This is a genomic window from Leifsonia sp. McL0627, assembly GCF_058244615.1.
The window spans coordinates 633171-656028 of the sequence record NZ_JBZCGM010000002.1 but is presented as its reverse complement, the minus strand read 5'-3'; the positions used below and the strand labels follow the sequence as shown (position 1 = coordinate 656028).

Here is a 22858-nt window from a genome sequence, read left to right as displayed (position 1 = left end):
TTGATCGAGGGCGGTGCCGCGTTGCGGCGCCGCCCTCGTCGCGTCTGCGCGCGGCCCCACGCATCCGGTGCTGTGTGCGGGCTCTCAGCGCGCGCGACGTAGGCTTGACCGGTGCCCCGACTCGTCCGCATCATCGGTCCTGCCGTCCTGCTGATCGTCGCGATCGTCTCCATGATCGCGGCCCTCGCGTTCGGCGGCGGCGCTGCGGCACCCCTCCTCGCCGACCCTGGTGCGCTGGTGCGCTGGGGGCTGCCGGCGTCGACCCTGATCGTCAACCTGAGCGCGGCCGGCGCCATCGGGGCTCTCGTGCTCGCCTGCTTCGCGTTCAGCCCGGAGAAGGACGAGTTCGGCAAGTCCCTCGACTTCGCGGCAGGCTCCGCCGCCGTGATGACAGTCGCCAGCGCCGCCACCGGCCTGTTCACCTTCGTGAGCGTCTCCAACGTTCCGTGGTCGTTCGATCAGGCGTTCAGCAACGGACTCAGCTCCTTCGTCACCAGCGTCTCCATCGGCCAGGCGTGGCTTGGCATCACCCTCATCGCCGCGACCGTCACCGTGCTCTGCTTCGCGGTGCGCAACCACACGGCGCTCGTCTTCGTCACGGCCCTCGCCATCGCCTCCATCATCCCGATGGCGCAGCAGGGCCACAGCGCGGACGCGTCCGGTCACGACGCGGCCGTCACCTCGTTCGGCCTGCACGTGTTGTTCGCGGCGATCTGGCTTGGCGGTCTGGTGACCCTGATCGTCGCCCGGCGCTACCTGGGCGGCGACCGCCTCGTGGCGGTGCTCGAACGGTACTCCTCGCTCGCCCTGATCGCGTTCATCGTCGTCGCCGCCTCCGGATACGTCAACGCCGAACTGCGCGTCGGGACGCTCGCGCAGCTGGCGACCCCGTACGGCATCCTGGTGCTGGTGAAGGTGGCAGCGCTCGGTGCGCTCGGCATCTTCGGTGTGATGCAGCGGCGCATCCTGATCGGCCGGCTGAAGGCGGGAGGCAAGCGCAGCACGTTCTGGTGGATCGTCACCGCCGAGCTCGCGTTCATGGGGATCGCCTCCGGTGTCGCCGCCGCCCTCGCGCGCACGGCCACCCCCGTGGCGCAGCAGCTGGGGCAGTCGCCGACGCCCGCCCAGATCCTCACCGGCGAGAAGCTGCCGCCTGAGCTCACCTGGGGTCGCCTGGTCACGCTGTGGAACTTCGACCTGCTCTGGGTGCTCGCCTGCGGCTTCGCGATCTTCTTCTACCTCGCCGGGGTGTGGCGGATGCGCCAGCGCGGCGACGCCTGGCCGATCCACCGCACGGTGTTCTGGATCCTCGGCATCGTGCTGCTGTTCTACATCACGTCCGGCGGCGTGAACGTGTACGAGAAGTACCTCTTCTCGACCCACATGCTCGCGCACATGGTGCTGACGATGATGGTGCCGCTGCTGCTCGTCCCCGGCGCGCCGGTCACGCTCGCCCTGCGGTCCATCCGCAAGCGCACGGACGGCTCGCGCGGCGGGCGTGAGTGGATCCTGCTGGCGGTGCACTCCCGCTTCGCGAACTTCATCTCGCATCCACTGGTCGCCGCGGTGCTGTTCGCCGCGTCGCTCTGGGCGTTCTACTACACGCCGCTGTTCCGCTGGGCGACCACCGACCACATCGGCCACGAGTGGATGATCATCCACTTCCTCATCACCGGCTACCTCTTCGTGCAGTCGCTGATCGGCATCGACCCGGTCAAATACCGGCTGCCGTACCCGTTCCGCTTGCTGCTCCTCCTCGGAACGATGGCCTTCCACGCCTTCTTCGGGCTCTCGATCATGCAGAGCACCGGCCTTCTCCTCGCCGACTGGTTCGGTTCGATGGGCCGCACCTGGGGAGACACCCCGCTCGTCGACCAGCAGACCGGCGGCGGCATCGCCTGGAGCGTCGGCGAGATCCCGACGGTGATCCTGGCGATCGTGGTGGCCATCCAGTGGAGCCGCAGCGACGACAGGGAGACCAAACGCCGCGACCGCAACGCCGACCGCACGGGCGAGGCGGAGCTGAATGCGTACAACGCCCAGCTGCAGAAGCTGGCGTCCCGGGATGGGGCGGGGCGGTAGGGAGGCTCTCCCCTACTGCGCGACCACCAGGTCGATCCCGCCGTCCTCCCGGAGCGTGATCTTCGAGACCGACATCGCGAAGGGCTCGTCGCTCTCCCGTTGCGATACTGAGCCGTCGAAGAGCGACTGCACCGTCACCGACAGGTGCGCGGAGCCCGTGGCGCTCGGCACCGTCCAGCCGTGCTCGCCCGCCTGGACGGTCACGGCCGGATACTGGGTGATCGACCAGGCGGGTAGACCTTGCACGCGGTCGTCGATCACTGCGCCGAACGGGCAGCCGGCCGGTTGCAGCACCTGCTGCTTCGCACACTCGTCGAGGAAGTCGTGGAGTTGCTTCTGCACGACGGCGGTGAACGCCGGGTTCGGTTGCGCATCCACTGCCACCTGGACCCGCCGGCTCGCCGCTGCGGAGAACGCCACCGTCTCGGCGGTGAGGTAGCGGGAGTGGTGGCCGAGCTCGTAGCGTGCGGGCGCGAACATCAGGTAGTCGGCGGCGACCGAGAACGCGTCGGCCGCTTGCTGCTCGGTCGCGCGCGGTTCGAGGGTGTGGCCGGCGATGGTGAACGTGTCGGCGTGCTGCACCTGGATGCGCGCGACCGTCAGCGGTGTCTTCGCGAACTCCCAGAGCGGGAGCACCCCGAGCACGGAACCGGTCTGGCGGAGTGTGAACTTCGCTGTGACCCGGTGGCCGTCCGCCAGCGCCGCGACCTCCACCAGATGCTCCCCCGACGCGAGCTGGTCGTCGCTGACGACCCGGATGCCGGTCAGGCGAGGGAGCACATCCGGTCGGAGCAGCTCGCGGGACGGCTGCGATGGCAGGCCTTGCGCCGAGAGGGAGGCGGCGCTCGGGTCGGCGCCGGGCATCGCCAGCGCGGCGTGCACGTCGTGGGAGGCGAGCGATTCGACGTACGACGTGGCGAAGCCGCCCGGACTGTAGAACGCGCGTTGCACGGCGCCGAACGCCGCGAGGAAGGCGAGGACCAGCAGAACAGCCACGCCCGACCAGATCAGGACGAGACGCATCCGGGGGCTGAGGGCTGCGAACGGGTGCGACGCTGCTTCGCCGGAATCATCCCCACCCATGCCGCCATCCTATGGGCCTGTGGAGAACCGCCGCCCGAGCCCACGGCCGCGTTAGAGTAGTTCGGCAGGTCGCTCGACGGAAGGGAATCGGATGGGCCGAGTCTCCCTCACGCCCGAACAACAGCGAGTGTTCGAGCTGATCGAGCACACCCGTGAACACGTGTTCGTCACCGGCAGGGCCGGCACGGGAAAGTCCACGCTGCTCAACCACCTCTCCTGGAACACGGAGAAGTCGCTTCGTCATCTCCGCGCCGACGGGCGTCGCTGCGCTGAACGTCGGCGGCCAGACCATCCACTCGCTGTTCCGGCTGCCGATCGGCGTCATCGCCGACCACGACATCGAGCAGAGCGCCGAACTGCGCAAACTGCTGAACAGCATCGACACGCTCGTCATCGACGAGGTCTCGATGGTCAACGCCGACCTGATGGATGCGGTCGACCGCAGCCTGCGCCAGGCCAGGCAGCGCAAAGGCGAGCCGTTCGGCGGCGTGCAGGTGGTGCTGTTCGGCGACCCGTACCAGCTCGCCCCTGTGCCGGGCGACCCGGAGGAGCGGGCGTACTTCGGCGACAACTACCGGTCCATGTGGTTCTTCGACGCGAAGGTGTGGCTGGAAGCCGACCTCAAGATCGTGGAGCTCGTGGAGGTGCACCGGCAGCACGAGTCCGACTTCAAATACATGCTCAACGCCGTGCGGCACGGTCAGGTCACCAAGGAGATCGCCGACCGCCTCAACGAGATGGGGGCGCGGCCGGCGCCGGACGACGGCACGATCACGCTCGCGACCCGCAACGACGCGGTCAACCGGATCAACGCGGAGGCGCTGCGTCGCCTGCCCGGGCGTGCGCTCACCGCGAAGGCGGAGGTCAGCGGCGACTTCGGCGGCCGGACATACCCGGCGGACGAGTCGCTCGAACTGAAGGTCGGCGCGCAGGTCATGTTCCTCCGCAACGACGTCGGCCAGGGCGGGGAGGGGCCGCGCTGGGTCAACGGCACCATCGGCACCGTCACGCGCATCGACTCCAACGTCTACGTGGAGGTGGACGGCGAGATCCACGAGGTGGAGCCGGCGATCTGGGAGAAGTTCAAGTACGCATACTCCCCCGCCACCAAGAAGCTCACCAAAGACGTCGTCGCCGAGTTCACGCAGTTCCCGCTGCGGCTGGCGTGGGCGGTCACCATCCACAAGTCGCAGGGCAAGACGTACGACGCAGCGGTCGTCGACCTGGGCCAGCGGGCGTTCAGTCCCGGCCAGACCTACGTGGCGCTCAGCCGCATCACGTCCCTGGACGGGTTGTACTTGTCGCGGCCGCTGCGGCCGAGCGACATCATGGTGGATGCGGACGTCGAACGATTCATGCGCACCCGGCCGAGGGAGAGCTAGGCGCGCTCGGCGGACCTCACGCGACAGGAGATTCAAATGGCGGTGACTTTCGTGCTCGACTTCTCGGACGGGCAGCACGTGGAGACCAGTGGCAACGGCGTGATCGGGCGCAACCCGGTCTCGCACACCCCCGGCACGGAGCTGGACGACCCGGCGCACGTCGAGCTGATCACGGTGGAGGACGACGCCAAGTCGATCTCGCGGGCGCACCTGGCCTTCGGTCAGTACGACGGCGTGTTCTGGGTGTTCGACCTCGGCTCGGCGAACGGCACCACGATCGTGTACCCGGGCGACGGCGCATACGCTTGCGATCCGAAGACCCGCCACGAGGTCGACCCCGGCTCGACGGTGCGCTTCGGCAGCGCCTCGTTCGTGCTCTCGCGTCGCTGACGCGCGGACGGGCTGGCGCGCGTCGCGCTGAGACGCGTCAGGCGGCGAGCTTGGCGGCGGCGAGGTCCTCGAAGAGTGCCGTGTTGAAGGCGTAGGCGACGATGACCTCGTCGATGACGCGGTCGCGTTCGGCGTCGTCCCAGTCGACGGCGTCGAGCTGGGCGCGGTAGACGTCTTTGAACTCGCGCGGCTTCGCGATCTCGGCGAACAGGTAGAAGCCGACGCCGTTCGTCTCGAAACCGAACTGCCGCTGCATCAGCGTTCGGATGATCTGGCCGCCGGACAGGTCGCCGAGGTAGCGCGTGTAGTGGTGCGCGATGAACCCGCCCGGCCAGTCGGTGCCGACCTCGTGGATGCGCGCAACATACCGGATGGTCGTGGGCAGGGGGGTGATCTGGTCGCGCCAGTCCTGGCCGAGCAGGAACTCCAGGTCGGCCTCGATGGCGGGAAGGCGGGTGAGTTTGGGGGTGATGAACGCGGCGGCGACAGGGTCGCCGGTCATCCGGGTGGACACCGCTTCCAGGGCCTGGTAGATGAAGTAGTGCTGGGCGACGAGCGCGATGTAGTCGTCGCGGTCGCCCTTGCCGCTCATCAGGTCTTGCATGAAGCCGGCGCCCTCGCTCGAGCCGTGGTCGGTTCGCGTCCGTTCGCGGAGTGCTTGGGAGAAGGGGATTATTGCTGCCACGATGCTCCAGCCGGGTCGGGATGTAGTTAGGTAGTCCTAACCAAGGGTGCCCTAAGTGTATGGCAGCGAACCGGGGAAAGCCACCCGATCAGTGGTGGCCCGCGTGCTGGAGGTGAACGCTCACGGCCGCGACACCCGCATCCGTGAGACCGAGAGCCGGGATGGTGACAGCACAGACCGCGGCGGCACTCAGCAGCAGCGCGAGGACGAACCGCAGCGGCCCGGTGGGCCGAACGGCGGGAACCTCATCCCGGGTTGTCGCAGCCGACCGGCGCCGGAGCACCACCGCGACGGTCGCCGCGATCGCGAAGTCCAGCAGGGCGGCGACCCCGATCGGCAGCGGCGGGAGTGCCAGGATCGTCCCGGCCTCAGAGGTGGCTCCGACGGTCGCGACCAGCGCCCACGCGCCGACGGGCACCAGCGCGACCCCGAGCGCGGCGCGGAAGAAGGGGGGACGGTCGCGCCGGAAGGTCACGACCGCCCACCCGAGCTCCGCGGCCGCGAACGCCAGCAGGACGATCGCGGCCGGGACGGGTGCGCTGGCGGCCAGCGCTGCGTGCAGCAGGCCGGCCCCCAGTGCGGCCACGGCGAGCCAGGCCCGTGTCGCCGCCGAGACCTCGATGGTCCTCGACTCCCCCTGAAGTGCCCCTGTCACTGTGCGCACGGACGCGGTGCTCTCCAGCAGTTTGCTCGTTCGCACGATGCTCACCGTGGCTCGTCGATCAGGCGACGGCCGAGCGCGAGCGGACGGTCTTCTCCGCGCCGAGGCCGACACCGAGGAGCACGATCGCGCTCACCAGGTGCAGGAAGTGGTCCGGCGTATTCAGGGCGAGGATGTTCGCCCCCGTGCCGACCAGGAAGAATCCGACGATGCCGAGCAGCAGGTAGACGGCGCCGACCGTGGCGTTCACGGCCTTCGCGGCGGCGAGCCTGGTGAGTCCGGCGATGAGCAGCGCAGCGCCGATCAGCAGGTGGGCGATGTTGTGCAGCGGGTTGACCTCGAAGATTCCGAGGATGAGTCCGCCGCTCGTGGCGACGAAGCCGACGCCTCCGGTGTATGCGAAGCCGAGCAGGCCGACGAGAAGATAGACAGCGCCGAAGATCGTCGCGACCAGGCGATTAGGTGAATTGCGCATTTCGTTTTCCTCCTGTTATGGCGACGCGGCTGTCGCTGCGCCTCATCCACGTGTTCGGAGGGCGCGGAGGAACGGATTGGCGGCTACTCGGAGCGGGGCTCGATGCCGAGGGTCCGACACGCCGAACGGTAGAGCAGCACGACTGCTTTGCGGAGGTCCGCACGCTCTGCCACCGGGATCGTCCACGGGATGCGCAGCTCGCTCCCGGCGCCGGAGGCCGTGGTGACTCTCCACACCCCGCCGGCCGCATCCAGGCCGGTCATGCCGGCCTCCGCGGCATCCGGCGCACCGTTGGCGCGCACGATCACGAGGCTGTCGTCCGTGTGGTCGCTGTTCATGTGCCGGAGGACGGCGTCGACCACCTCGGGAGGAAAGCTCTGCATGCCTCGATCGTATGCTGCGCTGTCCGTCCCCCGTGAGCGGTTAGAATCCTTGGACCAGGGACACCGAACCATCGGGGGATGGCAGTATGCGACGACGAACGAGTGGGGCGAGACGGTTCACCGTCGTCGCACTGGCGAGCGTCGTGGCCCTCATCCTCTCGGCGTGCACGCCCAATGCGGGCGCGGCCCCCGATCTCCCCCAGCAAGTCGCAGGCGGCTTCTCCTCCGCGATCACGGGCAAGCTCAAAGCAGCCGTGACGGATGCGATGAAGCAGGCGGGCGCATCCGGTGCGATGGTCGGTGTGTGGGCGCCGTGGGCGGGCAGCTGGACGGACGGGATCGGCACCACCACCCTCACAGGGTCGAAGCCGGTCACCGCGAACATGACGTTCCGTGTCGCCCAGAACACGATGCCGATGACCTGCACCGTTCTGCTCTCGCTGGTCGACGCCGGGAAGGTCGATCTCGACGACGCACTCACCAAATGGCTGCCGGGGATCGTCGGCGTCGACGGTGTCACCCTGCGCGAGCTCTGCCAGAACACCTCCGGCATCGCCGACTTCCAGGGCGAACTGAACCCGACTTTCCTCAACAACCCCACCAGGCAGTGGCCTGCACTAGAACTCGCCAGCGACGGCATCGCGACGACGCCGATCGGCAAACCGGGCGAGAAGCTCGGGATGTCGATGACCAACTTCGTCCTCCTCGGCATGGCCCTCGAGAACGCCACGGGCAGAAGCTGGCAAGACCTCTACTCCAGCTACATCTTCGGCAAGCTCGGGATGCAGTCGAGCGCTTTTCCAGGGCCGGCCCAGCTCACCGTGCCCGGCGCGCACCCGACCGGTTACTCAGTGGGCATCGACGCCGCGGGCGCTGTGGTGTGCACGCCGATGCGGGATGTGACGCACCTGTCGCCGTCGATGGGCTGGACCGCATCCGGGGTCGTCTCGAACGTTCCGGACCTCAAGTCGTACGTGCAGGCGCTCGCGACAGGGTCTCTGTTGTCCAAGGCGTCGGCGAAGGCGCAGGCCACCGGCATCCCGAACGGCTCCGACTGGCAGAAGTACGGACTCGGGATGCAGATTCTCGGCCCCCTGCGCGGCAGCAGCGGGGCGATCCCCGGCTACCTCTCCGCGATGTACAGCGACCCGGCGTCCGGTCTGACCATCGTCGTCGCCCTCAACAACTCGACGCCGGGGCCTGCGTTCGCGCAGTATCTGGCGCAGCGCCTCGCCTCCATCGCGTCGAAGGCGCCCGCGAAGGTGAAGGGCGCCAAGGTCGTTGCCGGGCTGCCGTGGTCGGAGGGGCAGATGACCGAGGCGATGGGCAAGACGGTGCCCTGCCCGCCGGCCAAGTAGGAGCGGACGGGCTGCTCAGGCCCCCGCGAGTGCGGCCAGCTCGGCCTGCACGGGGAACACGTCGTCGTCGAGCACCAGCTGGAGTCCGGCGCCCGTTGCGCGGTTGACGAGCACGGGAGCGGCGAGGTTGACCGTGCTGCCCTCTCTCGACGGCGTGACGACGACCAGGGCGAGGATCTCCTCCGCGGTGGTGACGCCGAGCTCGGCGGCCCTGTCGTCCGGGAGCTCCGGCGAGTATCCGGGCAGGTGCCTGGCCACGTCGATCGTGAACAGGCGGATCTCCGGACGCTCGGACGCCTGCAGCGTGTAGAGACCCTCCGCGCCTGCAACGGCTGTGAGCTCGAAGTCGACGAGCGGTTCGAGGCCGGGAGGCGGGGTGAGGAAGCTGACGGCGCTCATCGGAGGAAGTCCATCAGCGTCGGCTGGAGCACGCGGGCCGTGACGGCGATCGCGGTCTGGTAGTTCACATCCTGGGTCTTCAGGTCGAGGAGGACCTTGCTGAGGTCGACGTCCTCGATGCCGGCGCGCTGCGCTTCGAGCGAGTTGCTGCTCACCGCAAGGGTGTCCTTCGCCTTGTCGATCCGGGTCTGTCGCCCGCCGATCTCCGCATGCTCTCCCACGATGGCCTTCATCCGATCGTCGATCTCCCCGAGGCGCGGCCCGGTGTTCACGCCCGTGCGCAGGTCGCTCACGGTGTTGTCGATGAGGGCGAACACCGAGTTCGCGCCCGTGCCGAACACCGCAGAACCGTCCGAGTCGACGCGAACCGTCGTCCCAGGGCCGACCATGCGGTCGACTGTACTCCCGGCGACCCCGGTGAAGGAGTAGTCGGGCTGGAACGCCACACCGGCGTTCGAGTTGCCCGCGAAGACGTTGCGGCCGAGGTAGGTGGTGTTCGCGAGCGAGAGCAGGCTTTCTTGAGGCCGTCGAGCTCGGTGGCGACGGATTCCTTCGCCTCCGGAGACAGCGCGCCGTCGTTGGAGCCCTGCACCGTGAGGTCGCGGACCCTGTTCATGATCGCCTCGACGGAGGTGAGCGTCGAGTCTGCGGTGGTGAGCCACGCGTCGCCGTTGTTCGCGTTGCGGGCGTACTGCGCGGTGGCCGCCTGATCGGAGCGGACGCTGAGGGCGCTCGCCGTGGCCGTCGGGTCGTCCGACGGCTTGTTGATCAGGCGCCTGCTGGTCGCCTGATCGTAGAGCGCCGCCTGGCGCTGCAGGTTCGCCTGCAGGTTGTTCTGCGCGTTGAGCGTCTGGGTCGCATTCGTCACACGGGTGAACACGGTTACCTCCCGACCAGTCCGGTGTGGTTGATGAGCACGTCGAGCGCTTCGTCGACCGCGGTCATCACGCGGGCGGCGCCCTGGTACGCATGCTGGAACGCCAGCATGTTCATGTTCTCTTCGTCGAGGTCGACGGACGAGGTGGAGAGCTGCGCGTTGACGGCGCCCTTCGAGGCGAGGTCGGCGAGGTCGGACTGCTGCTGCTCCGACTTGCTGGCGACGCCGATGCGAACGACGAACGCCGACCACTGCTTGTCCACCGCGTTCGGGCCCGTGCCGAGCTGCGCGATGGCGCCCGCCAGGCTGCCGTCGCTCCCGCCGGCTCCCGGTGTCCCTGTCGCGATCTGGCTGATGTTCGTCGGCACGACGGAGAGGCCGAGGGCGGCGGGCTTGGTCGCGTCGATCGCGAAGAAGTCGAGGCCGGTCGCGCCGGTCGGGGTCGCTCCGGTGCGGTGCAGGTCGTTGACGCGCTGCGCGAGGGTGACGGCGAAGGCGTTGTAGCCGGCGGCCGCCTCCGCGAGCACTCCCCCGGTTCCGGAGGCGTCGGCCGGGGCCAGAGTGGACAGCGCGCCGCCGATCGACCCGCCCTCCATCGCGATCGCCGAGCCGGGGCGCTGCGCCCATTCGAGGCGAACAGGGGCCGACGTGGCGTCGCCCATGGTGCGGGCACCGGCGGCCTGGACGGCGTTGAAGGTGGTACCGGAGACGATCGCGTTGCCGCCGATCAGCACATCCACTGTTCCGTCGTCCTTCGGGTGGACGACGCCGCCTGCGAGGTTCGCGATCTGGGTGGTGAGAACGTCGCGGCGGTCCATCAGCTCGTTCGCGGAGCCTCCGGCGGCGAGCGTCGACCGGATGCGGCCGTTCAACTCGGCGACCTGGCTCGCGGCCCCGTTGAGGTCGGTGACCATGCCGTCGACGTTGGTGCGCAGCGCGCTCCACTGGTTGTCGACGGCGGCGTAGCCTTGCGAGATCTGCGTGACGAGGGTTCCTGCCTGGCCGAGCAGCACGCCGGCCGGAGCCTGCTCCCCCGCTTGGTTGGACACATCCGACCAGGCGGACCAGAACTTCTGCAGCTGGGCAGAGATGCCGTTCGTGCCAGGCTCGTTGAGCGACGATTCGAGCGTGGCGAGGGCCGAGGCCCTGGTGTTCGAGTATCCGGAGAGTGCCGTGGTGGTGCGGACGCGGGCGTTCAGAGCCGCGTCGTCCAGGCGCTGGATGCCGTCGACGCTGACGCCCTGGCCCGGACGGACGCCACCGGTGAACAGGCCGGCCTGGTTGAGTGCCGGGACGCCGGAGGTGGTGATGCGCTGCCGGGTGTACCCCTGCGTGTTGGCGTTGACCAGGTTCTGGCCGACCACGTCGAGGCCCGCCTTGGCGGCGACGAGGCCGGTGTATGCGGTGTTGAGTCCGCTGAAGGTGCTCATCCTGGTGCCGTCCTACGCTTCCGTGTCGAAGAGCCTGGCGGTGGATGCACCGGGCCGGCTCTCGCCGCCTGAGCCGTAGACGCCGGGGTCTCCCCCGCCGCCGGCCAGGCCGTTGATGGTCTCCTGGGCTGAGCGTGCCGCTTCGCGCAGCAGGCGCTCGTTGGTGTCGCGCACCTCGGCGATCTGACCGGTGAGTTCGATCATGGCTGCGAGGTGCGACGAGAAGATGTCCGACCAGATCCCGTCCGGTGCTGCGACAGCGAGTTCGCGGAGGCTGGAGTCCGGGCTGATGCCCCACTCCTCGGCCAGCGTCGCGACCTGCACGGTGCGTGCGAGGCCGACGGAGCGCATGCGCTCCATGACCTGCTCGACCTCGCGGGTCGCGTGGGAGATCCAGCGCGACTTGCCCGCGGTGAGCAGCAACTGCTCCTCTTCGAGCTTGAAGAGGAGGAGCTCGAGAAGTTCGCGTTCTTTCCAGAGTTGCGCTGAGAGTTCGCTTGCCGCCATGTCGCTGCCAACCTCCTCGTGAGTCGTCGTGCGCACATGGTCCTCTCGGGTCGTCGGCGCACGGTCTGCGCCGTCACCAGGGACCATCGGCACGGTTGGCCTCGATGTTAGGGGCGTTGAGCATTGAGTTCGCTGGGACGCCTAGCGCTTTTCACATGAATGTCAGTATTCCCCGTACTGGGGGTAGGTCCTGCCCCATAGTGGGGGCGCGACACACGAGTGCTGAGTTACTTGCAATTGTTACCGTAAACACGAGCACGACCCCTAGCACCTGTTCGGCACCCGAAGTAAGTCCGGACATCCATTGCACCTCCCGAGCACCACCCGCACCGAAACCGCCGGCGAACGCCGGACCGATGCGGGCGCTCGGCAGACCAAGACAGGGGCCGCCCGCGTGAACCGGACAGAACGCAACACGCTCGTCGTCGAGAACCTGCCGCTCGTCGGCTATCTCGTCTCCGATCTGTGTTCGCGCGCGACGCACTTGTCGCGCGACGACCTGGCCTCGGCCGGCGCTCTCGCCCTCGTCCAGGCGGCGGGCGCATACGACCCGACCCTCGGCATCCCGTTCGGCGCGTACGCCCGCACCCGCATCGTCGGCGCCTTCGCCGACGAGATGCGAGCGAGCGACTGGGCCACCCGCTCCGCACGCAAGCGCATCAAAGAGACGATGGCCGTGCAGGAGAGCCTCACCGCCGGTCTCGGCCGCACGCCGAACGTCGAGGAGATCGCGAACGCGCTCGGCGTGGACCGCGACACCGCCTCCGCGGCACTCGCCGACGCCTCCCGGACGGTCACCACCATCGACGAGACCGTCGAGACGATCCTCGTCTCCGACGCGGTCTCCCCCGAAGACTCGTTACTGGCCGGCGAGCAGACCGCGTACGTGCGGGCCGCCGTCTCCGCCCTCCCCGAGCGGATGCGGTACGTGGTCGAGGCGATCTACTTCGACGACCGCACGGTGACCGAGGTGGCGGAAGAGCTGGGCATCACCCACTCGGCCGTGTCGCAGCAGCGCTCGGAAGCGATCCGCCTCATGCGCGAGGGGATGGCGACCCACTACGCCGACGAGGGCGACCCCCAGGTGATCGAGGCCAAGACGTCGCAGGCCCGCCGCAGCGCGTACCTCGCGCGTCTCGCGCAGCACGCCGTCGCGAACGTCGCCCGCCTCTCCCCGCCCCCCACATCCACGTCCGTCCGCGCATCCTGAGTCGTTGCTAACGGGACGCACGAAACGGCCGATAGAAGACGTTGCGGGCCACGGATGGGCCGCACGAACCCAATCACGGAGGAACAGTAATCATGGGTATGCAGATCAACACCAACATTTCGGCACTCAACGCCTACCGCAACCTGAACAACACTCAGAGCGACCTGTCGAAGTCGCTCGAGAAGCTGTCCAGCGGCCTCCGCATCAACCGTGCGGCGGACGACGCGGCCGGCCTGGCCATCTCGGAGGGCCTGAAGTCGCAGGTCGGAGGCCTCACGGTCGCCGCCCGCAACGCTCAGGACGGCATCAGCGTCGTGCAGACCGCTGAAGGTCAGCTCACCGAGGTCCACTCGATCCTGCAGCGCGTGCGTGACCTGGCCGTCCAGGCCGGCAGCGACTCGAACAACGCCGACTCGCGCACCGCCATCAAGACCGAGGTCGACCAGCTGACCAAGGAGCTCACGCGCATCTCCGGAAGCGCGAACTTCAACGGCATCAACCTGCTCGACGGCTCCAACGCGACGCTGACCTTCCAGGTCGGCGCCGGTTCCGTCGCCGCGAACGACCAGATCGCCGTTGACCTCTCCGGAGCCAACGTCGCCACCGTCGCCACCGCGGTCGGCACGCTCACCTTCGACAGCGCTGCGAACGCGCTGACCTCGATCGCTGCTCTGGACACCCAGATCACGTCGGTGTCGACCGCTCGCTCCAACCTCGGTGCGGTCCAGAACCGCTTCGAGAGCGCCATCCGCAGCCTCAACGTCTCCAAGGAGAACCTGTCGGCCGCGAAGTCGCGCATCACCGACACCGACATGGCGGACGAGATGGTCAAGTACACCCGCTCGAACATCCTGTCGCAGGCCGGTACCGCGATGCTCGCGCAGGCCAACCAGTCCAACCAGGGCGTTCTGCAGCTGCTTCGCTAGCAGTGACGCGGCCGGGATGCGCAACCCCAAAGCGCATCCCGGCCGCACCATCGGCTGAGCCTCCCCGCGACGCGGAGATGCGCCCGGCCGGAAGAGACGAAGGGAGACGCTCATGGCCGGAATGGCTGTCGACGGGCTCATCAGCGGTCTGAACACCACCCAGCTGATCGACCAACTGATGCAGGCGGAAGCCGTCCCGCAGACCCTGCTGAAGAACAAGGTCACCGACTCCACCACATACATCACGGCGATGCAGGCCCTCAATGCCAAGGTCGCTGCGCTCACAGACGCCGCGACCAAGGCGTCGAAGCCCGCGGGCACCGACCTGCACCTCGCCACCAGCAGCTCCACCACCGTGACCGCGACCGCCGGAACAGGCGCCGTCGACGGCACCATCGACTTCACGGTCGACAAGCTCGCGCAGTCCCAGGTCACCGTCACCGGTCCGCTCACCCAGTGGCCGGACCAGCCTCCTGTGCTCACCTTCGTCGGCTCGGACGGGAAGACGACGCAGGTCACGGCCGCCAGCTCGTCGCTCGCCGACGTCGCCGCCGCGATCAACAAGGCCGGCGTCGGAGTCAGCGCCACGCGCGTCTCCGCCGGACTCGACCCGGTCAACGGACAGCAGCTCTACCGGCTGCAGCTGAGCTCCACCACGACCGGCGCATCCGGATCGTTCACCGCATACCGCGGCACCCCCGCCGACGTCACGGCCGGAACGGCCACCAACCTGCTCTCCGAGCCGGGCGCCGCTCAAGTGCGTGCGGCCCAGGATGCGCAGATCACCCTGTGGAGCGGCACCGGCGCCGCCCAGGCGGTCACCTCGTCCACCAACGCGTTCACGGATGTGCTCCCCGGCGTCTCCATCACGGTGAGCGCCGCCTCCACCACTCCTGTCACGCTGACAGTGGCCCGCGACGACAAGTCGATCAACGACCTCGCGAACTCCCTGGTCACCACGCTGAACGACATCTTCACGTACATCGGCCAGAAGCAGGCTGTCGCGACGACCACCAACTCGACGGGCGGCACCGTCGTCACGGCCGGCGCCTTCACGGGCGACTCGACGGTCAGGGATGCCAACCAGAAGCTGATGTCTGCGGCGTCCGCGCCCATCAACGGGGTCTCCCCCTCGGCATACGGCATCAACATCACCAGCGACGGCCAGCTCACCTTCGACAAGGACAAGTTCGCGACGGCGCTCGCCGCCGACCCTGAGAAGGTGAAGGCGGCGATCGCGACGGTCGCCGGTCGCGTGGCCGAGGCTGCCACGAACGCGAGCGACAAGTACGACGGAACGCTCACCACGAAGATCTCTGGTGAGCAGAAGACCGTGAAAGGTCTCAACGACCAGATCAGCGACTGGGACACCAGGCTCGCCGACCGCCGCTCGACGCTGGAGAAGACCTACGCGAACCTCGAAGTCCAGCTGCAACAGCTGCAATCCCAATCCTCATGGCTGACCGGTCAACTCGCCTCGCTCTCATCGAGTTCTGCGTGAGCCTCCTGAGCGGCACGGCCGCGAAACTCAATGCGTACAACAGGGATGCGGTCCTCTCCGCCTCCCCCGTGCGACTCCTGACGATGCTCTACGACAGGCTCGTCCTCGACCTGACCCGCGCAGAGACGGCGCAGGCGGAACAGAACTGGCCGGTCGCCTGGGAGAACCTGCGGCACGCCGACCAGATCGTCGCCGAGCTGGCCTCGTCGCTGCGCCTCGACGCCTGGGACGGTGCTGACGGGCTGCTCCAGCTCTACACCTACGTGGCCGACCTGATCGTCTTCGGCAACATCGAACGCGACCCGGAGAAGGTGCGCGAGGCGATCACCCTGATCGAACCGCTCCGCCAGACCTGGCACGAGGCGGCAGCACTGCTCCCCACCGAGACGGGCGGAAACCTTGGCACAGCCTGACGACTTCGCCCAGTGGGAGGCCGACTCGGTCCCTCCCGTGGAGGCGCCGGCGGACGACGCCCACTCCCCCTCCGGATGGGACGAGGCGCTGACCAGCATGGAGCACGACCTGCAGGGCGCGCTGGCGACCATCGACCCGGTGCCGTGGCGCCCGCCGATTGCGCTCGGTCCGATCCCACCGGAACTGATGGAGCGCGCGGCGCGCATCCTGGAGGCGCAGATGCACACGATCCGCTACCTGGAGGACGTGCGCCAGACGACCGCGAAGCACTTGGCCGCGGTGCGCGCGGTGCCCGCGACCGAGGTCGGCCCGCATCCGGTGTACTTCGACCTGATCGGCTGACGGGTTGACTTTCTGTTTCTGAAACTGATTCAATGGTTACACATCACCCGGTGCATCGCCGCCGGGTTTTAGGGCCTCTTCGGAGGCCCTATTTTTGTTGCGGATGGCCTCGAATCCCTGGGTCTAACCCGTCGATATGGACGGTCACGTGTCACCTCGCGGCAATGTGCGCGGTTCCGTCGGCGGTCTGGCCGTATCCGCCCTACTCTGACCGGATCGGCTGGATGGATCAGCGCTTGAGAAACGCGGCGAAGGCGTCCGGGTCGCTGATGTCGCCCGTGAATGGTATCCCGTCGACGAGGATGGTCGGAGTCGACGTGACCCGCTCAAGCTTGGATCCCGGGACAGGAGAGGTCGTGGCACGATTCGTCTCGGACTCAACCCAACGAGTGAATGTGCCATTGTCGATGCAGCTTCCGATCGCGGTGGTGGCGCCTGATTTCGGAACGAGATCCGTGAGCTCAGCGTTCGTGAGGCCCACGGAGTTCTCTTCGGGTTGGTGGGCGAAGAGTGCCTGATTGAATTCCAGGAATGTCGCGGGTTCGAGATCGGCCACGCAGGCGGCCGCGTTCGCCGCCCGCAGCGAGTACTTGGTCCCCGACGACATGGTCGTGAGGATGGCCAGCGGATGAACCTCGAGCGCAACTGCATCCGACGCGACTAGGGAAGCCAACTGCTCCCCGTTCGCAGACTCGAAGGTGCCGCAATGGGGGCAGAGGTAGTCCTGAAAGATCGTGACGCGCGGCGAATCGCTCCTGCTGTTGCCGACGAGGATCGCACCGGAGTGGGTGTTACGTGGGACGGCGGGCGGTTGGACGGCTGCGACGACTGCCATCGTCACGGCGAGCCCGCCGACCAGCGCGCAGATTGTCACTGCACCGATGCCAAGTACTCTTCTGCGTCGTGAGCGCCGTCGGTCCTCTTCGCGAAGCGTGCGAGCCGCTGCTCGGACCGCCTCGCGGCGGTCGCGTTTCGGGTCGAGCTGGTGATGGTCGGTCATGGTCTTTCCGGATTGCGTAGGTCAGAGGCTGGTAAGGAATGGCAAGAGGAGTGGGAAGTTTACGAGCAGCACGACGGAGACGACGAGATAGCACGCAATTGCGAGAGGCCACAACCACACGCGAAGCACTCTTCTGCCGACGGATTGCGCTGAGGACGTGCCGAACGCCCCGCTGGACGCGGCCCACGATATCGCTGCGAGTGTGAGCGGGATCATCGCAGCCCAGACGACGAGGCAGTAAGGACAGAGGGCGCCGATCGACAACACCGTCTGCGCCATCAACCAGACGATGAACACCATTGCCAGGCAGATACCGGCGACGAAAGACAGTGCGAACCATCGTGCGAATGTCGCTCCGCTCAGGATGCTTACACCGACAGCGATCGGCGCAACGAAACAGGCGACTCCGATGAGCGGATTCGGGAAACCGAGCAGCGACCCCTGCCACGAGTCCATTGCGGGAGCGCAGGTGACGAAAGGGTTCACGCTGCACGCGAGCTGCGCGCTCGGCGACTCCAGGTGTTTCAACTTCTCGAGGACGAGGGTGAAGGATGCGGTCCAGCCAATAAGGCCGAGCACGACGAAGAGCGCACCACCGTATTTCTGCGAATGCTTACTGATGATGCGCTCCCTATCGTTGATTTCTAGCGGCGTTCGACGAACCATTTCGCGTTATTGGTCGTCAGATTGCACGAGGCCGAGAAAGCACCGCTCAGGGGTGCCTTCATCCAGCCGCTGTACTTGGTCCAGGTGGACTCCCACGGCCACGCCGCATAGCACGTGACGCCCAAGCGGAATTCGCCGCTACCGCTGCAACTCGTTGAGGCGATGCTGCCGTTGTAGTTGACGCCGCTGCATGTTGGTGCGGCGCTCGCGGCGGGAGCAGCTGCCAAGGCGACTCCGCCCAAAACAGCCAGGCTGCCCGCGAATGTGATGATTCGACGCTTCAGATGATTCATATTGTATCTCTTTCTGCCACGCAGCTTCGCGCGGCAGAATAAACGTAACATTACGTATAAATCATATATTAATCAGGCGAGCTTGTGCTTTCGGAAAAGCATTGGGTCGCCGCAATGCCGCAGTCGCGGTGGGAGATGCCCGCGCGTCATGAGTGGCTCGTGCGCGGTGACGCGCCCACTTCAATACCTGTGGATAACCCTGGGGAAAACAGGTGGATGAGTACCCCAAACGTGTGGAGGACACGCGCGAGATGTGTGCACTCACAGATCGCGTCAAGGTTCAAAACTACCGCTGACCAGGCTTTCTGAACGCCATTCACATCTTTCGAACGCGTCTTCGAAACTACCGCCGTGTAATTCCAGGGGTGTGCAGAGCTGTGGATGAAGCTGTGCACGAAGACGGTTACACGGCCGTTCTCCGCAGACGGATCCATCGAATCGCTAACGTCCGCGGCGCACCTGCCGATAACAGAGAGTGAGCACGGATCGCTCGCAGACAAGGCCACGGATCGGCCGCCACACCAGACGACTTCCGATGGGATGCAGCTGTGCTCGAATCCGTGACCAGTGCCGCACTCGCGAGCGCCCTCGACGGCCTCGCCGCCCGGCAGCGTGCGATCGCCAACAACATCGCCAACGTGAACACCCCCGGATACACCGCCGAGCGGGTGTCGTTCGAGGATGCGCTCGCCCGCTCCGTCGCGCAGGGGGACGGCCACGCCGCATCCACTGTCGCCCGTTCGCTCGAACCGACCAGGCTCGACGGGAACAACGTCAACCTCGACACAGAGACCCTGTCCAACGTGGACACCGTGCTGCGCTTCCAGTTCGCCTCGCAGGCGGCAGGCGGCCAGTTCTCGTCCATCCGAGCGGCATTGAGGACCAGCTGATGACTTTCGACGCGATCGGCATCGCGGGCACGGGAATGACCCTGCACCGCAAGTGGCTCGACGCCATCTCCGACAACCTCGCCAACATCAACACGGCGAAGCCGACCGACGGCGCTGCGTTCCAGGCGCGCTACGTCGTCGCGCAGGAGGGGGAGGGCACCTCCGGCGTGTACGTCGCGGGCGCTGCGTACGGCAGCGCGGAGGGCCGGATGGTCTACGAGCCGGACAACCCCATCGCCGACGCGAAGGGCTATGTGCGGTACCCGGACATCGACCTGTCGTCGCAGATGGGCGCCCTGATCATGGCGCAGCGCGGCTACCAGGCCAACGCCGCCGTGGTGGACAGGGCCAAAGAGTCGTACCAGGCAGCACTCGAGATCGGACGCAACTGATGCCCATTCCCGCCATCGGCGGCGTGACCGCCGTCGACACCACGGGTGCCGCCAACGCGCTGTCCGCCGCCTCTGGAGCCACCGGAACCGGGGGAGCGGCCTTCGGCAACTCCCTGACCGGCGCCATCGACAACCTGCAGGGGCTGCAGGGCACCAGCGACTCGCTGGCGATCAAGGCCGTCACCGGCAACCTCACCGACATCCACGACGCCACCATCGCATCGTCGCGCGCCCAGGTCACCCTTGAGCTCGTCGCCGGCGTCCGCAACAAGGCCGTGGATGCGTTCAACGAGATCATGCGGATGCAGGCCTGATGCCACAGCAGGTCACGAGCTTCTTCCGGCGGATCGGCGACTCGATCCGCGGGTTCTCGATCGCGCAGCGCGTCATCGCGATCATCGGCGTCGCCGTGGTCGCGCTCGGGATCACCGGGCTGACGATGTGGGCGTCGCAGCCGGCGTACACGCCGCTGTTCTCCGGCCTGCAGGCGACGGATGCGTCCAGCATCGTCGACCAGCTGCGCACCGACGGCGTGCCGTATCAGCTCACCGATGGCGGGGGGACGATCCTCGTGCCGCAGCAGAAGGTCTACGACGAACGGCTGAAGGCGGCGTCCGCCGGGCTGCCGACGTCGAACACGGGCGGGTACTCGCTGCTCGACAAGATGGGCGTCACGTCGTCCGAGTTCCAGCAGTCGGTCACGTACAAGCGGGCGATGGAGGGCGAGCTTGGCTCGACCATCAGCGCGATGAAGGGCGTCAAGACGGCCTCCGTGCGCCTGGCGATCCCGCAGGACACGGTGTTCGTGTCCGAGAAGAAGGATCCGACAGCCTCCGTGTTCGTGGAGACGCAGAACGGCGTGACCCTGTCCGCCGACCAGGTCCAGGCCATCGTGCATCTCACCAGCGCGGCCATCACCGGCATGAAGCCGACCGATGTCGCGGTGATCGACGCCTCCGGAACCGTGCTCAGTGCGGTCGGGTCCGGAGCGGTCGGGGGAGCGGACAAGCAGGCCGGCGACTACGAGGCCCGCGTGAAGACCGCTCTGCAGGACATGCTCGACAAGGTCGTCGGTCCCGGCAACGCGACGGTCGCCGTCGCGGCCGATGTGAGCACCGAGTCTGCGCAGCGCACGGAAGAGTCGTACACGACGCCGACGAACGCTCCGTCGCTCAGCGAAACCACCCAGTCGGAGACGTACACCGGCTCCGGCGGCTCGGCGGCGGGCGTGCTCGGACCGGACAACATCGCCGTGCCGAACGGCTCGAACGGCAACGGCACCTTCAACTCGCAGTCCGCCACCAAGGACAACGCGGTGGACAAGGTGACCGAGCAGCGCACCATCCCGGCCGGAGCGGTGAACAGGCAGACCGTGTCCGTCGCGCTCAACAAGGACGCGGTCGGCGGCGTGAGCGCCAACGAGATCCGCAACCTCGTCAACGCCGCGGCCGGCATCGACGTGAAGCGCGGCGACTCGGTGAGCGTCGAGATGGTCAACTTCAGCAAGGCGGGCGCCACCGAGGCGGCGAAGGCGATCAAGGAGGCGAAGGACGCGGCGGCGGCCGATCAGCTCACCGGGATCATCCGCACCTCCATCATCGGCGCGGCCATCCTCGCCGCCGTGATCATCGTCTTCGCCCTCATCCGCCGCAGCCGCAAGCGGGCGGCGGAGGACGCGCTGGAGGCGGCAGACACGGTCGAGCTCGACGCCGCTGCGTTCCCGATCGCGCTCGAACAGGCGCTGCCGACCGTCCCGATGCAGCTCGACCCGCTGCCGGACCCGAGCGCCCCCGAGCTGGAGGCGGAGCGTCGCCGTGCGGAGATCGAGGCGCTCGCCGAGCGCGACCCGCAGAAGACCGCGGAGTTCCTCCGCAACCTGATGGATGAGCGGCAGGGCGTATGAACGAGCTCAAAGCGCCGCTGACCGGCGCCCAGAAGGCCGCCATCGTGCTGATGAACATGGATCAGCAGCGCGCGGCCCAGGTGATGAAGCAGTTCTCCGAGGAGGAGGCCGACGAGATCACCGCCGAAATCCTGCGGCTGCGCAGGGTCGACCCGGCCATCGCCGAGAAGGCGATCAGCGAGTTCCACGACATCACCGTCCGGGGCGGGACGAGCACCCGCGGCGGACGGGACATCGCCGTCGGGCTGCTGGAGGCGTCGTTCGGCGCCGAGAAGGCCACCGGTGTGCTCAACCGCGTCGCGTCCAGCATGGCGGGCAAGCAGTTCGAGTTCCTGGATGCGGTGGAGCCCGGCCAGGTGCAGATGCTGCTGACGGGGGAGCTGCCGCAGACCAGCGCCTTGGTGCTCGCGCATCTGCGCCCAGACCACGCCTCCCGCATCCTCGCCGGGCTCGACGAGACGGCCCGCGCCGACGTCGCCCACGCCATCGCGACGATGGGGAGCGCCAGCCCGGATGCGGTGCGCGTCGTCGCCGACACCCTCAAGCAGCGAGCGGGCGCCGTCGTCGGCGCTCGCGACTCGTCCGACGTGGTCGGGGGCGTGCAGCCGCTCGTCGACATCATCAACCGGGCGGATGCGAGCACAGAGAAGGCGCTTCTCGAAGCCCTCGAACGCCGGAACCCGGAGCTGGCCGAGGAGGTCCGCTCCCGGATGCTCACCTTCGCCGACATCGTCAAGCTGGAGGACCGCGACGTGCAGCAGGTGCTGCGCGGAATCGACGCGGCCATGCTCGCCGTGGCGATGAAGGGGGCGACGGAGCAGGTCATCGAGACCATCACGACCAACCTGTCCGAGCGCAACCGGGAGATCCTGATGGACGAGATCCGCGTGCTCGGCCCCGTGCGGCTCTCGCAGGTCGAGGACGCCCGTGCGGAGATCGTCCGTGCCATCCGCGACCTCGAGGCGACCGGTGCGATCACGGTGCAGCGCAGCGACGAGGACGCATATGTCGAATGACGCCGTGTTCGCTCCCGTCACGATCCCGGTGATCGCCGAGACCGCAGAGGCGGTCGCCCAGGTCGGCGTCGCGCGTTCGCGCGGGTACGCCGCCGGGTACGCGGACGGGCTGCGCGCTGCCGCCGAGGAGCAGCGGGCGTGGCGCGAGGCGGCGGAGGCCGGCCGTGCAGCGGACGACGCCGCGGCGGCGGAACGGCTGGCGGTGCTGGCGTCCGCGCTGCGGAACGCGGCAGTTGAGCTGCGCGAGGCGACGGTGCCGGTGCTGACAGAGGCCGAGGACGCGCTGATCGAGGCCGCGTTCTCGCTGGCCGAAGCCGTGGTGGGGGATGCGCTGGCCGACCGCACCGCGGCCGCGCACGCCGCCGTGGCGCGCGTGCTCAGCGCGGATATCGCCGGAGCGGTCAGCGTCGTACGGCTGAACCCGGACGATCTCGCAGCGATCGGCGCCGGCGCGGCCGGGGATGCGGTGCGTCTCGTGGCCGACCCGTCGCTCGCGCCGGGCGACGGGGTGGGCGACCTCCCGGACGGCTGGCTGGATGCGCGCATCCGGTCGGCGCTCGACAGGGCGAGGGAGGCCCTGGGGTGAGTGCTGT

Annotated in this window: 27 protein-coding genes and 1 pseudogene; 15 read left to right on the top strand and 13 right to left on the bottom strand. The window is 67.9% G+C overall.

Annotated features, from left to right (window positions below; translation table 11 throughout):
* Nucleotides 1-171 precede the first annotated feature (171 nt).
* On the top strand, nt 172-2082 hold the full coding sequence (locus AC37TH_RS03680) for a bifunctional copper resistance protein CopD/cytochrome c oxidase assembly protein (protein WP_490763849.1): 1911 nt from the start codon (nt 172-174) through the stop codon (nt 2080-2082).
* Between the two features lie 12 nt (nt 2083-2094).
* On the opposite strand, the gene AC37TH_RS03675 is transcribed toward AC37TH_RS03680, so the two are convergent.
* Nucleotides 2095-3165 (bottom strand): hypothetical protein, encoded by a 1071-nt coding sequence (locus AC37TH_RS03675; protein ID WP_490763001.1) that lies wholly within the window; start codon nt 3163-3165, stop codon nt 2095-2097.
* 91 nt (nt 3166-3256) lie between these two features.
* Here AC37TH_RS03675 and AC37TH_RS03670 point away from each other — a divergent pair.
* Both AC37TH_RS03670 and AC37TH_RS03665 read left to right on the top strand, forming a co-directional pair.
* Nucleotides 3257-4547: pseudogene (locus AC37TH_RS03670) on the top strand (ATP-dependent DNA helicase).
* Between the two features lie 36 nt (nt 4548-4583).
* The gene (locus AC37TH_RS03665; RefSeq protein WP_490763000.1) at nt 4584-4937 is read left to right on the top strand and encodes an FHA domain-containing protein; all 354 of its coding nucleotides are present in this window, start codon (nt 4584-4586) and stop codon (nt 4935-4937) included.
* A 37-nt stretch (nt 4938-4974) separates the two neighbouring features.
* On the opposite strand, the gene AC37TH_RS03660 is transcribed toward AC37TH_RS03665, so the two are convergent.
* The 4 genes from AC37TH_RS03660 to AC37TH_RS03645 form a co-directional block, all read right to left on the bottom strand.
* Nucleotides 4975-5622 carry a biliverdin-producing heme oxygenase gene (locus tag AC37TH_RS03660; protein WP_490762999.1) on the bottom strand — a complete coding sequence of 216 codons (648 nt, stop codon included), beginning with the start codon at nt 5620-5622 and terminating at the stop codon, nt 4975-4977.
* 88 nt (nt 5623-5710) lie between these two features.
* A complete protein-coding gene (locus tag AC37TH_RS03655; protein WP_490762998.1) occupies nt 5711-6331 on the bottom strand; it encodes a hypothetical protein in 621 nt (206 codons plus the stop codon).
* Nucleotides 6332-6344: 13 nt separating this feature from the next.
* On the bottom strand, nt 6345-6758 hold the full coding sequence (locus tag AC37TH_RS03650; RefSeq protein ID WP_490762997.1) for a DUF4383 domain-containing protein: 414 nt from the start codon (nt 6756-6758) through the stop codon (nt 6345-6347).
* 83 nt (nt 6759-6841) lie between these two features.
* A complete protein-coding gene (locus tag AC37TH_RS03645) occupies nt 6842-7141 on the bottom strand; it encodes a DUF2470 domain-containing protein (RefSeq protein ID WP_490762996.1) in 300 nt (99 codons plus the stop codon).
* An 86-nt stretch (nt 7142-7227) separates the two neighbouring features.
* Between AC37TH_RS03645 and AC37TH_RS03640 the strand changes: the two genes are divergently transcribed.
* On the top strand, nt 7228-8499 hold the full coding sequence (locus AC37TH_RS03640; protein WP_490762995.1) for a serine hydrolase domain-containing protein: 1272 nt from the start codon (nt 7228-7230) through the stop codon (nt 8497-8499).
* 15 nt (nt 8500-8514) lie between these two features.
* On the opposite strand, the gene AC37TH_RS03635 is transcribed toward AC37TH_RS03640, so the two are convergent.
* The 5 genes from AC37TH_RS03635 to flgN are packed head-to-tail and all read right to left on the bottom strand — an operon-like array spanning nt 8515 to nt 11712.
* Nucleotides 8515-8898 carry a flagellar assembly protein FliW gene (locus AC37TH_RS03635; RefSeq protein WP_490762994.1) on the bottom strand — a complete coding sequence of 128 codons (384 nt, stop codon included), beginning with the start codon at nt 8896-8898 and terminating at the stop codon, nt 8515-8517.
* Complete coding sequence (locus tag AC37TH_RS03630; RefSeq protein ID WP_490762993.1) at nt 8895-9239, bottom strand: flagellin; 345 nt, start codon at nt 9237-9239, stop codon at nt 8895-8897. Before AC37TH_RS03630 ends, AC37TH_RS03635 begins: the two co-directional genes overlap by 4 nt.
* Nucleotides 9188-9778, bottom strand: coding sequence for a flagellin N-terminal helical domain-containing protein (locus tag AC37TH_RS03625; RefSeq protein WP_490762992.1), 591 nt, complete (start codon nt 9776-9778; stop codon nt 9188-9190). The genes AC37TH_RS03630 and AC37TH_RS03625 overlap by 52 nt, the downstream gene beginning before the upstream one ends.
* A gap of 2 nt (nt 9779-9780) precedes the next feature.
* On the bottom strand, nt 9781-11205 hold the full coding sequence (gene flgK / locus AC37TH_RS03620; protein WP_490762991.1) for a flagellar hook-associated protein FlgK: 1425 nt from the start codon (nt 11203-11205) through the stop codon (nt 9781-9783).
* Nucleotides 11206-11217: 12 nt separating this feature from the next.
* Nucleotides 11218-11712 carry a flagellar export chaperone FlgN gene (gene flgN, locus AC37TH_RS03615; RefSeq protein WP_490762990.1) on the bottom strand — a complete coding sequence of 165 codons (495 nt, stop codon included), beginning with the start codon at nt 11710-11712 and terminating at the stop codon, nt 11218-11220.
* 394 nt (nt 11713-12106) lie between these two features.
* Here flgN and AC37TH_RS03610 point away from each other — a divergent pair, with 394 nt between their 5' ends.
* The 5 genes from AC37TH_RS03610 (at nt 12107) to AC37TH_RS03590 (ending at nt 16105) form a co-directional block, all read left to right on the top strand.
* Nucleotides 12107-12922, top strand: a complete 816-nt coding sequence (locus AC37TH_RS03610; RefSeq protein ID WP_490762989.1) for a sigma-70 family RNA polymerase sigma factor — start codon at nt 12107-12109, stop codon at nt 12920-12922.
* Nucleotides 12923-13014: 92 nt separating this feature from the next.
* On the top strand, nt 13015-13848 hold the full coding sequence (locus AC37TH_RS03605; RefSeq protein ID WP_490762988.1) for a flagellin N-terminal helical domain-containing protein: 834 nt from the start codon (nt 13015-13017) through the stop codon (nt 13846-13848).
* 112 nt (nt 13849-13960) lie between these two features.
* Nucleotides 13961-15349 (top strand): flagellar filament capping protein FliD, encoded by a 1389-nt coding sequence (gene fliD / locus AC37TH_RS03600; RefSeq protein WP_490762987.1) that lies wholly within the window; start codon nt 13961-13963, stop codon nt 15347-15349.
* On the top strand, nt 15346-15762 hold the full coding sequence (locus AC37TH_RS03595) for a flagellar export chaperone FliS (RefSeq protein ID WP_490762986.1): 417 nt from the start codon (nt 15346-15348) through the stop codon (nt 15760-15762). The genes fliD and AC37TH_RS03595 overlap by 4 nt, the downstream gene beginning before the upstream one ends.
* A complete protein-coding gene (locus AC37TH_RS03590; RefSeq protein WP_490762985.1) occupies nt 15749-16105 on the top strand; it encodes a hypothetical protein in 357 nt (118 codons plus the stop codon). The genes AC37TH_RS03595 and AC37TH_RS03590 overlap by 14 nt, the downstream gene beginning before the upstream one ends.
* Nucleotides 16106-16334: 229 nt before the next feature.
* On the opposite strand, the gene AC37TH_RS03585 is transcribed toward AC37TH_RS03590, so the two are convergent.
* From AC37TH_RS03585 to AC37TH_RS03575, 3 genes are read right to left on the bottom strand one after another with little or no spacing between them, the layout of a single operon-like run.
* On the bottom strand, nt 16335-17105 hold the full coding sequence (locus AC37TH_RS03585) for a DsbA family protein (RefSeq protein ID WP_490762984.1): 771 nt from the start codon (nt 17103-17105) through the stop codon (nt 16335-16337).
* A 21-nt stretch (nt 17106-17126) separates the two neighbouring features.
* Nucleotides 17127-17771, bottom strand: a complete 645-nt coding sequence (locus AC37TH_RS03580) for a vitamin K epoxide reductase family protein (RefSeq protein WP_490762983.1) — start codon at nt 17769-17771, stop codon at nt 17127-17129.
* Entirely contained in the window at nt 17750-18064 is a 315-nt protein-coding gene (locus AC37TH_RS03575) for a hypothetical protein (RefSeq protein WP_490762982.1), read from the bottom strand. The genes AC37TH_RS03580 and AC37TH_RS03575 overlap by 22 nt, the downstream gene beginning before the upstream one ends.
* Nucleotides 18065-18612: 548 nt before the next feature.
* Here AC37TH_RS03575 and AC37TH_RS03570 point away from each other — a divergent pair.
* From AC37TH_RS03570 to AC37TH_RS03545, 6 genes are read left to right on the top strand one after another with little or no spacing between them, the layout of a single operon-like run.
* A complete protein-coding gene (locus tag AC37TH_RS03570) occupies nt 18613-18954 on the top strand; it encodes a flagellar basal body rod protein FlgB (RefSeq protein WP_055897377.1) in 342 nt (113 codons plus the stop codon).
* The gene (locus AC37TH_RS03565; protein WP_490762981.1) at nt 18954-19346 is read left to right on the top strand and encodes a flagellar basal body rod protein FlgC; all 393 of its coding nucleotides are present in this window, start codon (nt 18954-18956) and stop codon (nt 19344-19346) included. Before AC37TH_RS03570 ends, AC37TH_RS03565 begins: the two co-directional genes overlap by 1 nt.
* Nucleotides 19346-19660, top strand: a complete 315-nt coding sequence (fliE, locus tag AC37TH_RS03560) for a flagellar hook-basal body complex protein FliE (protein ID WP_490762980.1) — start codon at nt 19346-19348, stop codon at nt 19658-19660. Before AC37TH_RS03565 ends, fliE begins: the two co-directional genes overlap by 1 nt.
* Nucleotides 19660-21249, top strand: a complete 1590-nt coding sequence (gene fliF / locus AC37TH_RS03555; protein WP_490762979.1) for a flagellar basal-body MS-ring/collar protein FliF — start codon at nt 19660-19662, stop codon at nt 21247-21249. Before fliE ends, fliF begins: the two co-directional genes overlap by 1 nt.
* Nucleotides 21246-22265 (top strand): flagellar motor switch protein FliG, encoded by a 1020-nt coding sequence (fliG, locus tag AC37TH_RS03550; RefSeq protein ID WP_490762978.1) that lies wholly within the window; start codon nt 21246-21248, stop codon nt 22263-22265. The genes fliF and fliG overlap by 4 nt, the downstream gene beginning before the upstream one ends.
* Complete coding sequence (locus tag AC37TH_RS03545; RefSeq protein ID WP_490762977.1) at nt 22255-22851, top strand: FliH/SctL family protein; 597 nt, start codon at nt 22255-22257, stop codon at nt 22849-22851. The genes fliG and AC37TH_RS03545 overlap by 11 nt, the downstream gene beginning before the upstream one ends.
* The last annotated feature ends 7 nt before the right edge of the window (nt 22852-22858 follow it).

Coding starts and splice junctions, on each gene's coding strand:
- AC37TH_RS03680 (WP_490763849.1), top strand. CDS start 172: ATGATCGCGGCCCTCGCGTTCGGCGGCGGCGCTGCGGCACCCCTCCTC.
- AC37TH_RS03675 (WP_490763001.1), bottom strand. CDS start 3,165: ATGGGTGGGGATGATTCCGGCGAAGCAGCGTCGCACCCGTTCGCAGCC.
- AC37TH_RS03665 (WP_490763000.1), top strand. CDS start 4,584: ATGGCGGTGACTTTCGTGCTCGACTTCTCGGACGGGCAGCACGTGGAG.
- AC37TH_RS03650 (WP_490762997.1), bottom strand. CDS start 6,758: ATGCGCAATTCACCTAATCGCCTGGTCGCGACGATCTTCGGCGCTGTC.
- AC37TH_RS03645 (WP_490762996.1), bottom strand. CDS start 7,141: ATGCAGAGCTTTCCTCCCGAGGTGGTCGACGCCGTCCTCCGGCACATG.
- AC37TH_RS03640 (WP_490762995.1), top strand. CDS start 7,228: ATGCGACGACGAACGAGTGGGGCGAGACGGTTCACCGTCGTCGCACTG.
- AC37TH_RS03635 (WP_490762994.1), bottom strand. CDS start 8,898: ATGAGCGCCGTCAGCTTCCTCACCCCGCCTCCCGGCCTCGAACCGCTC.
- flgK (WP_490762991.1), bottom strand. CDS start 11,205: ATGAGCACCTTCAGCGGACTCAACACCGCATACACCGGCCTCGTCGCC.
- flgN (WP_490762990.1), bottom strand. CDS start 11,712: ATGGCGGCAAGCGAACTCTCAGCGCAACTCTGGAAAGAACGCGAACTT.
- AC37TH_RS03605 (WP_490762988.1), top strand. CDS start 13,015: ATGGGTATGCAGATCAACACCAACATTTCGGCACTCAACGCCTACCGC.
- fliD (WP_490762987.1), top strand. CDS start 13,961: ATGGCCGGAATGGCTGTCGACGGGCTCATCAGCGGTCTGAACACCACC.
- AC37TH_RS03585 (WP_490762984.1), bottom strand. CDS start 17,105: ATGACCGACCATCACCAGCTCGACCCGAAACGCGACCGCCGCGAGGCG.
- AC37TH_RS03580 (WP_490762983.1), bottom strand. CDS start 17,771: ATGGTTCGTCGAACGCCGCTAGAAATCAACGATAGGGAGCGCATCATC.
- AC37TH_RS03575 (WP_490762982.1), bottom strand. CDS start 18,064: ATGAATCATCTGAAGCGTCGAATCATCACATTCGCGGGCAGCCTGGCT.
- AC37TH_RS03565 (WP_490762981.1), top strand. CDS start 18,954: ATGACTTTCGACGCGATCGGCATCGCGGGCACGGGAATGACCCTGCAC.
- fliE (WP_490762980.1), top strand. CDS start 19,346: ATGCCCATTCCCGCCATCGGCGGCGTGACCGCCGTCGACACCACGGGT.
- fliF (WP_490762979.1), top strand. CDS start 19,660: ATGCCACAGCAGGTCACGAGCTTCTTCCGGCGGATCGGCGACTCGATC.
- fliG (WP_490762978.1), top strand. CDS start 21,246: ATGAACGAGCTCAAAGCGCCGCTGACCGGCGCCCAGAAGGCCGCCATC.
- AC37TH_RS03545 (WP_490762977.1), top strand. CDS start 22,255: ATGTCGAATGACGCCGTGTTCGCTCCCGTCACGATCCCGGTGATCGCC.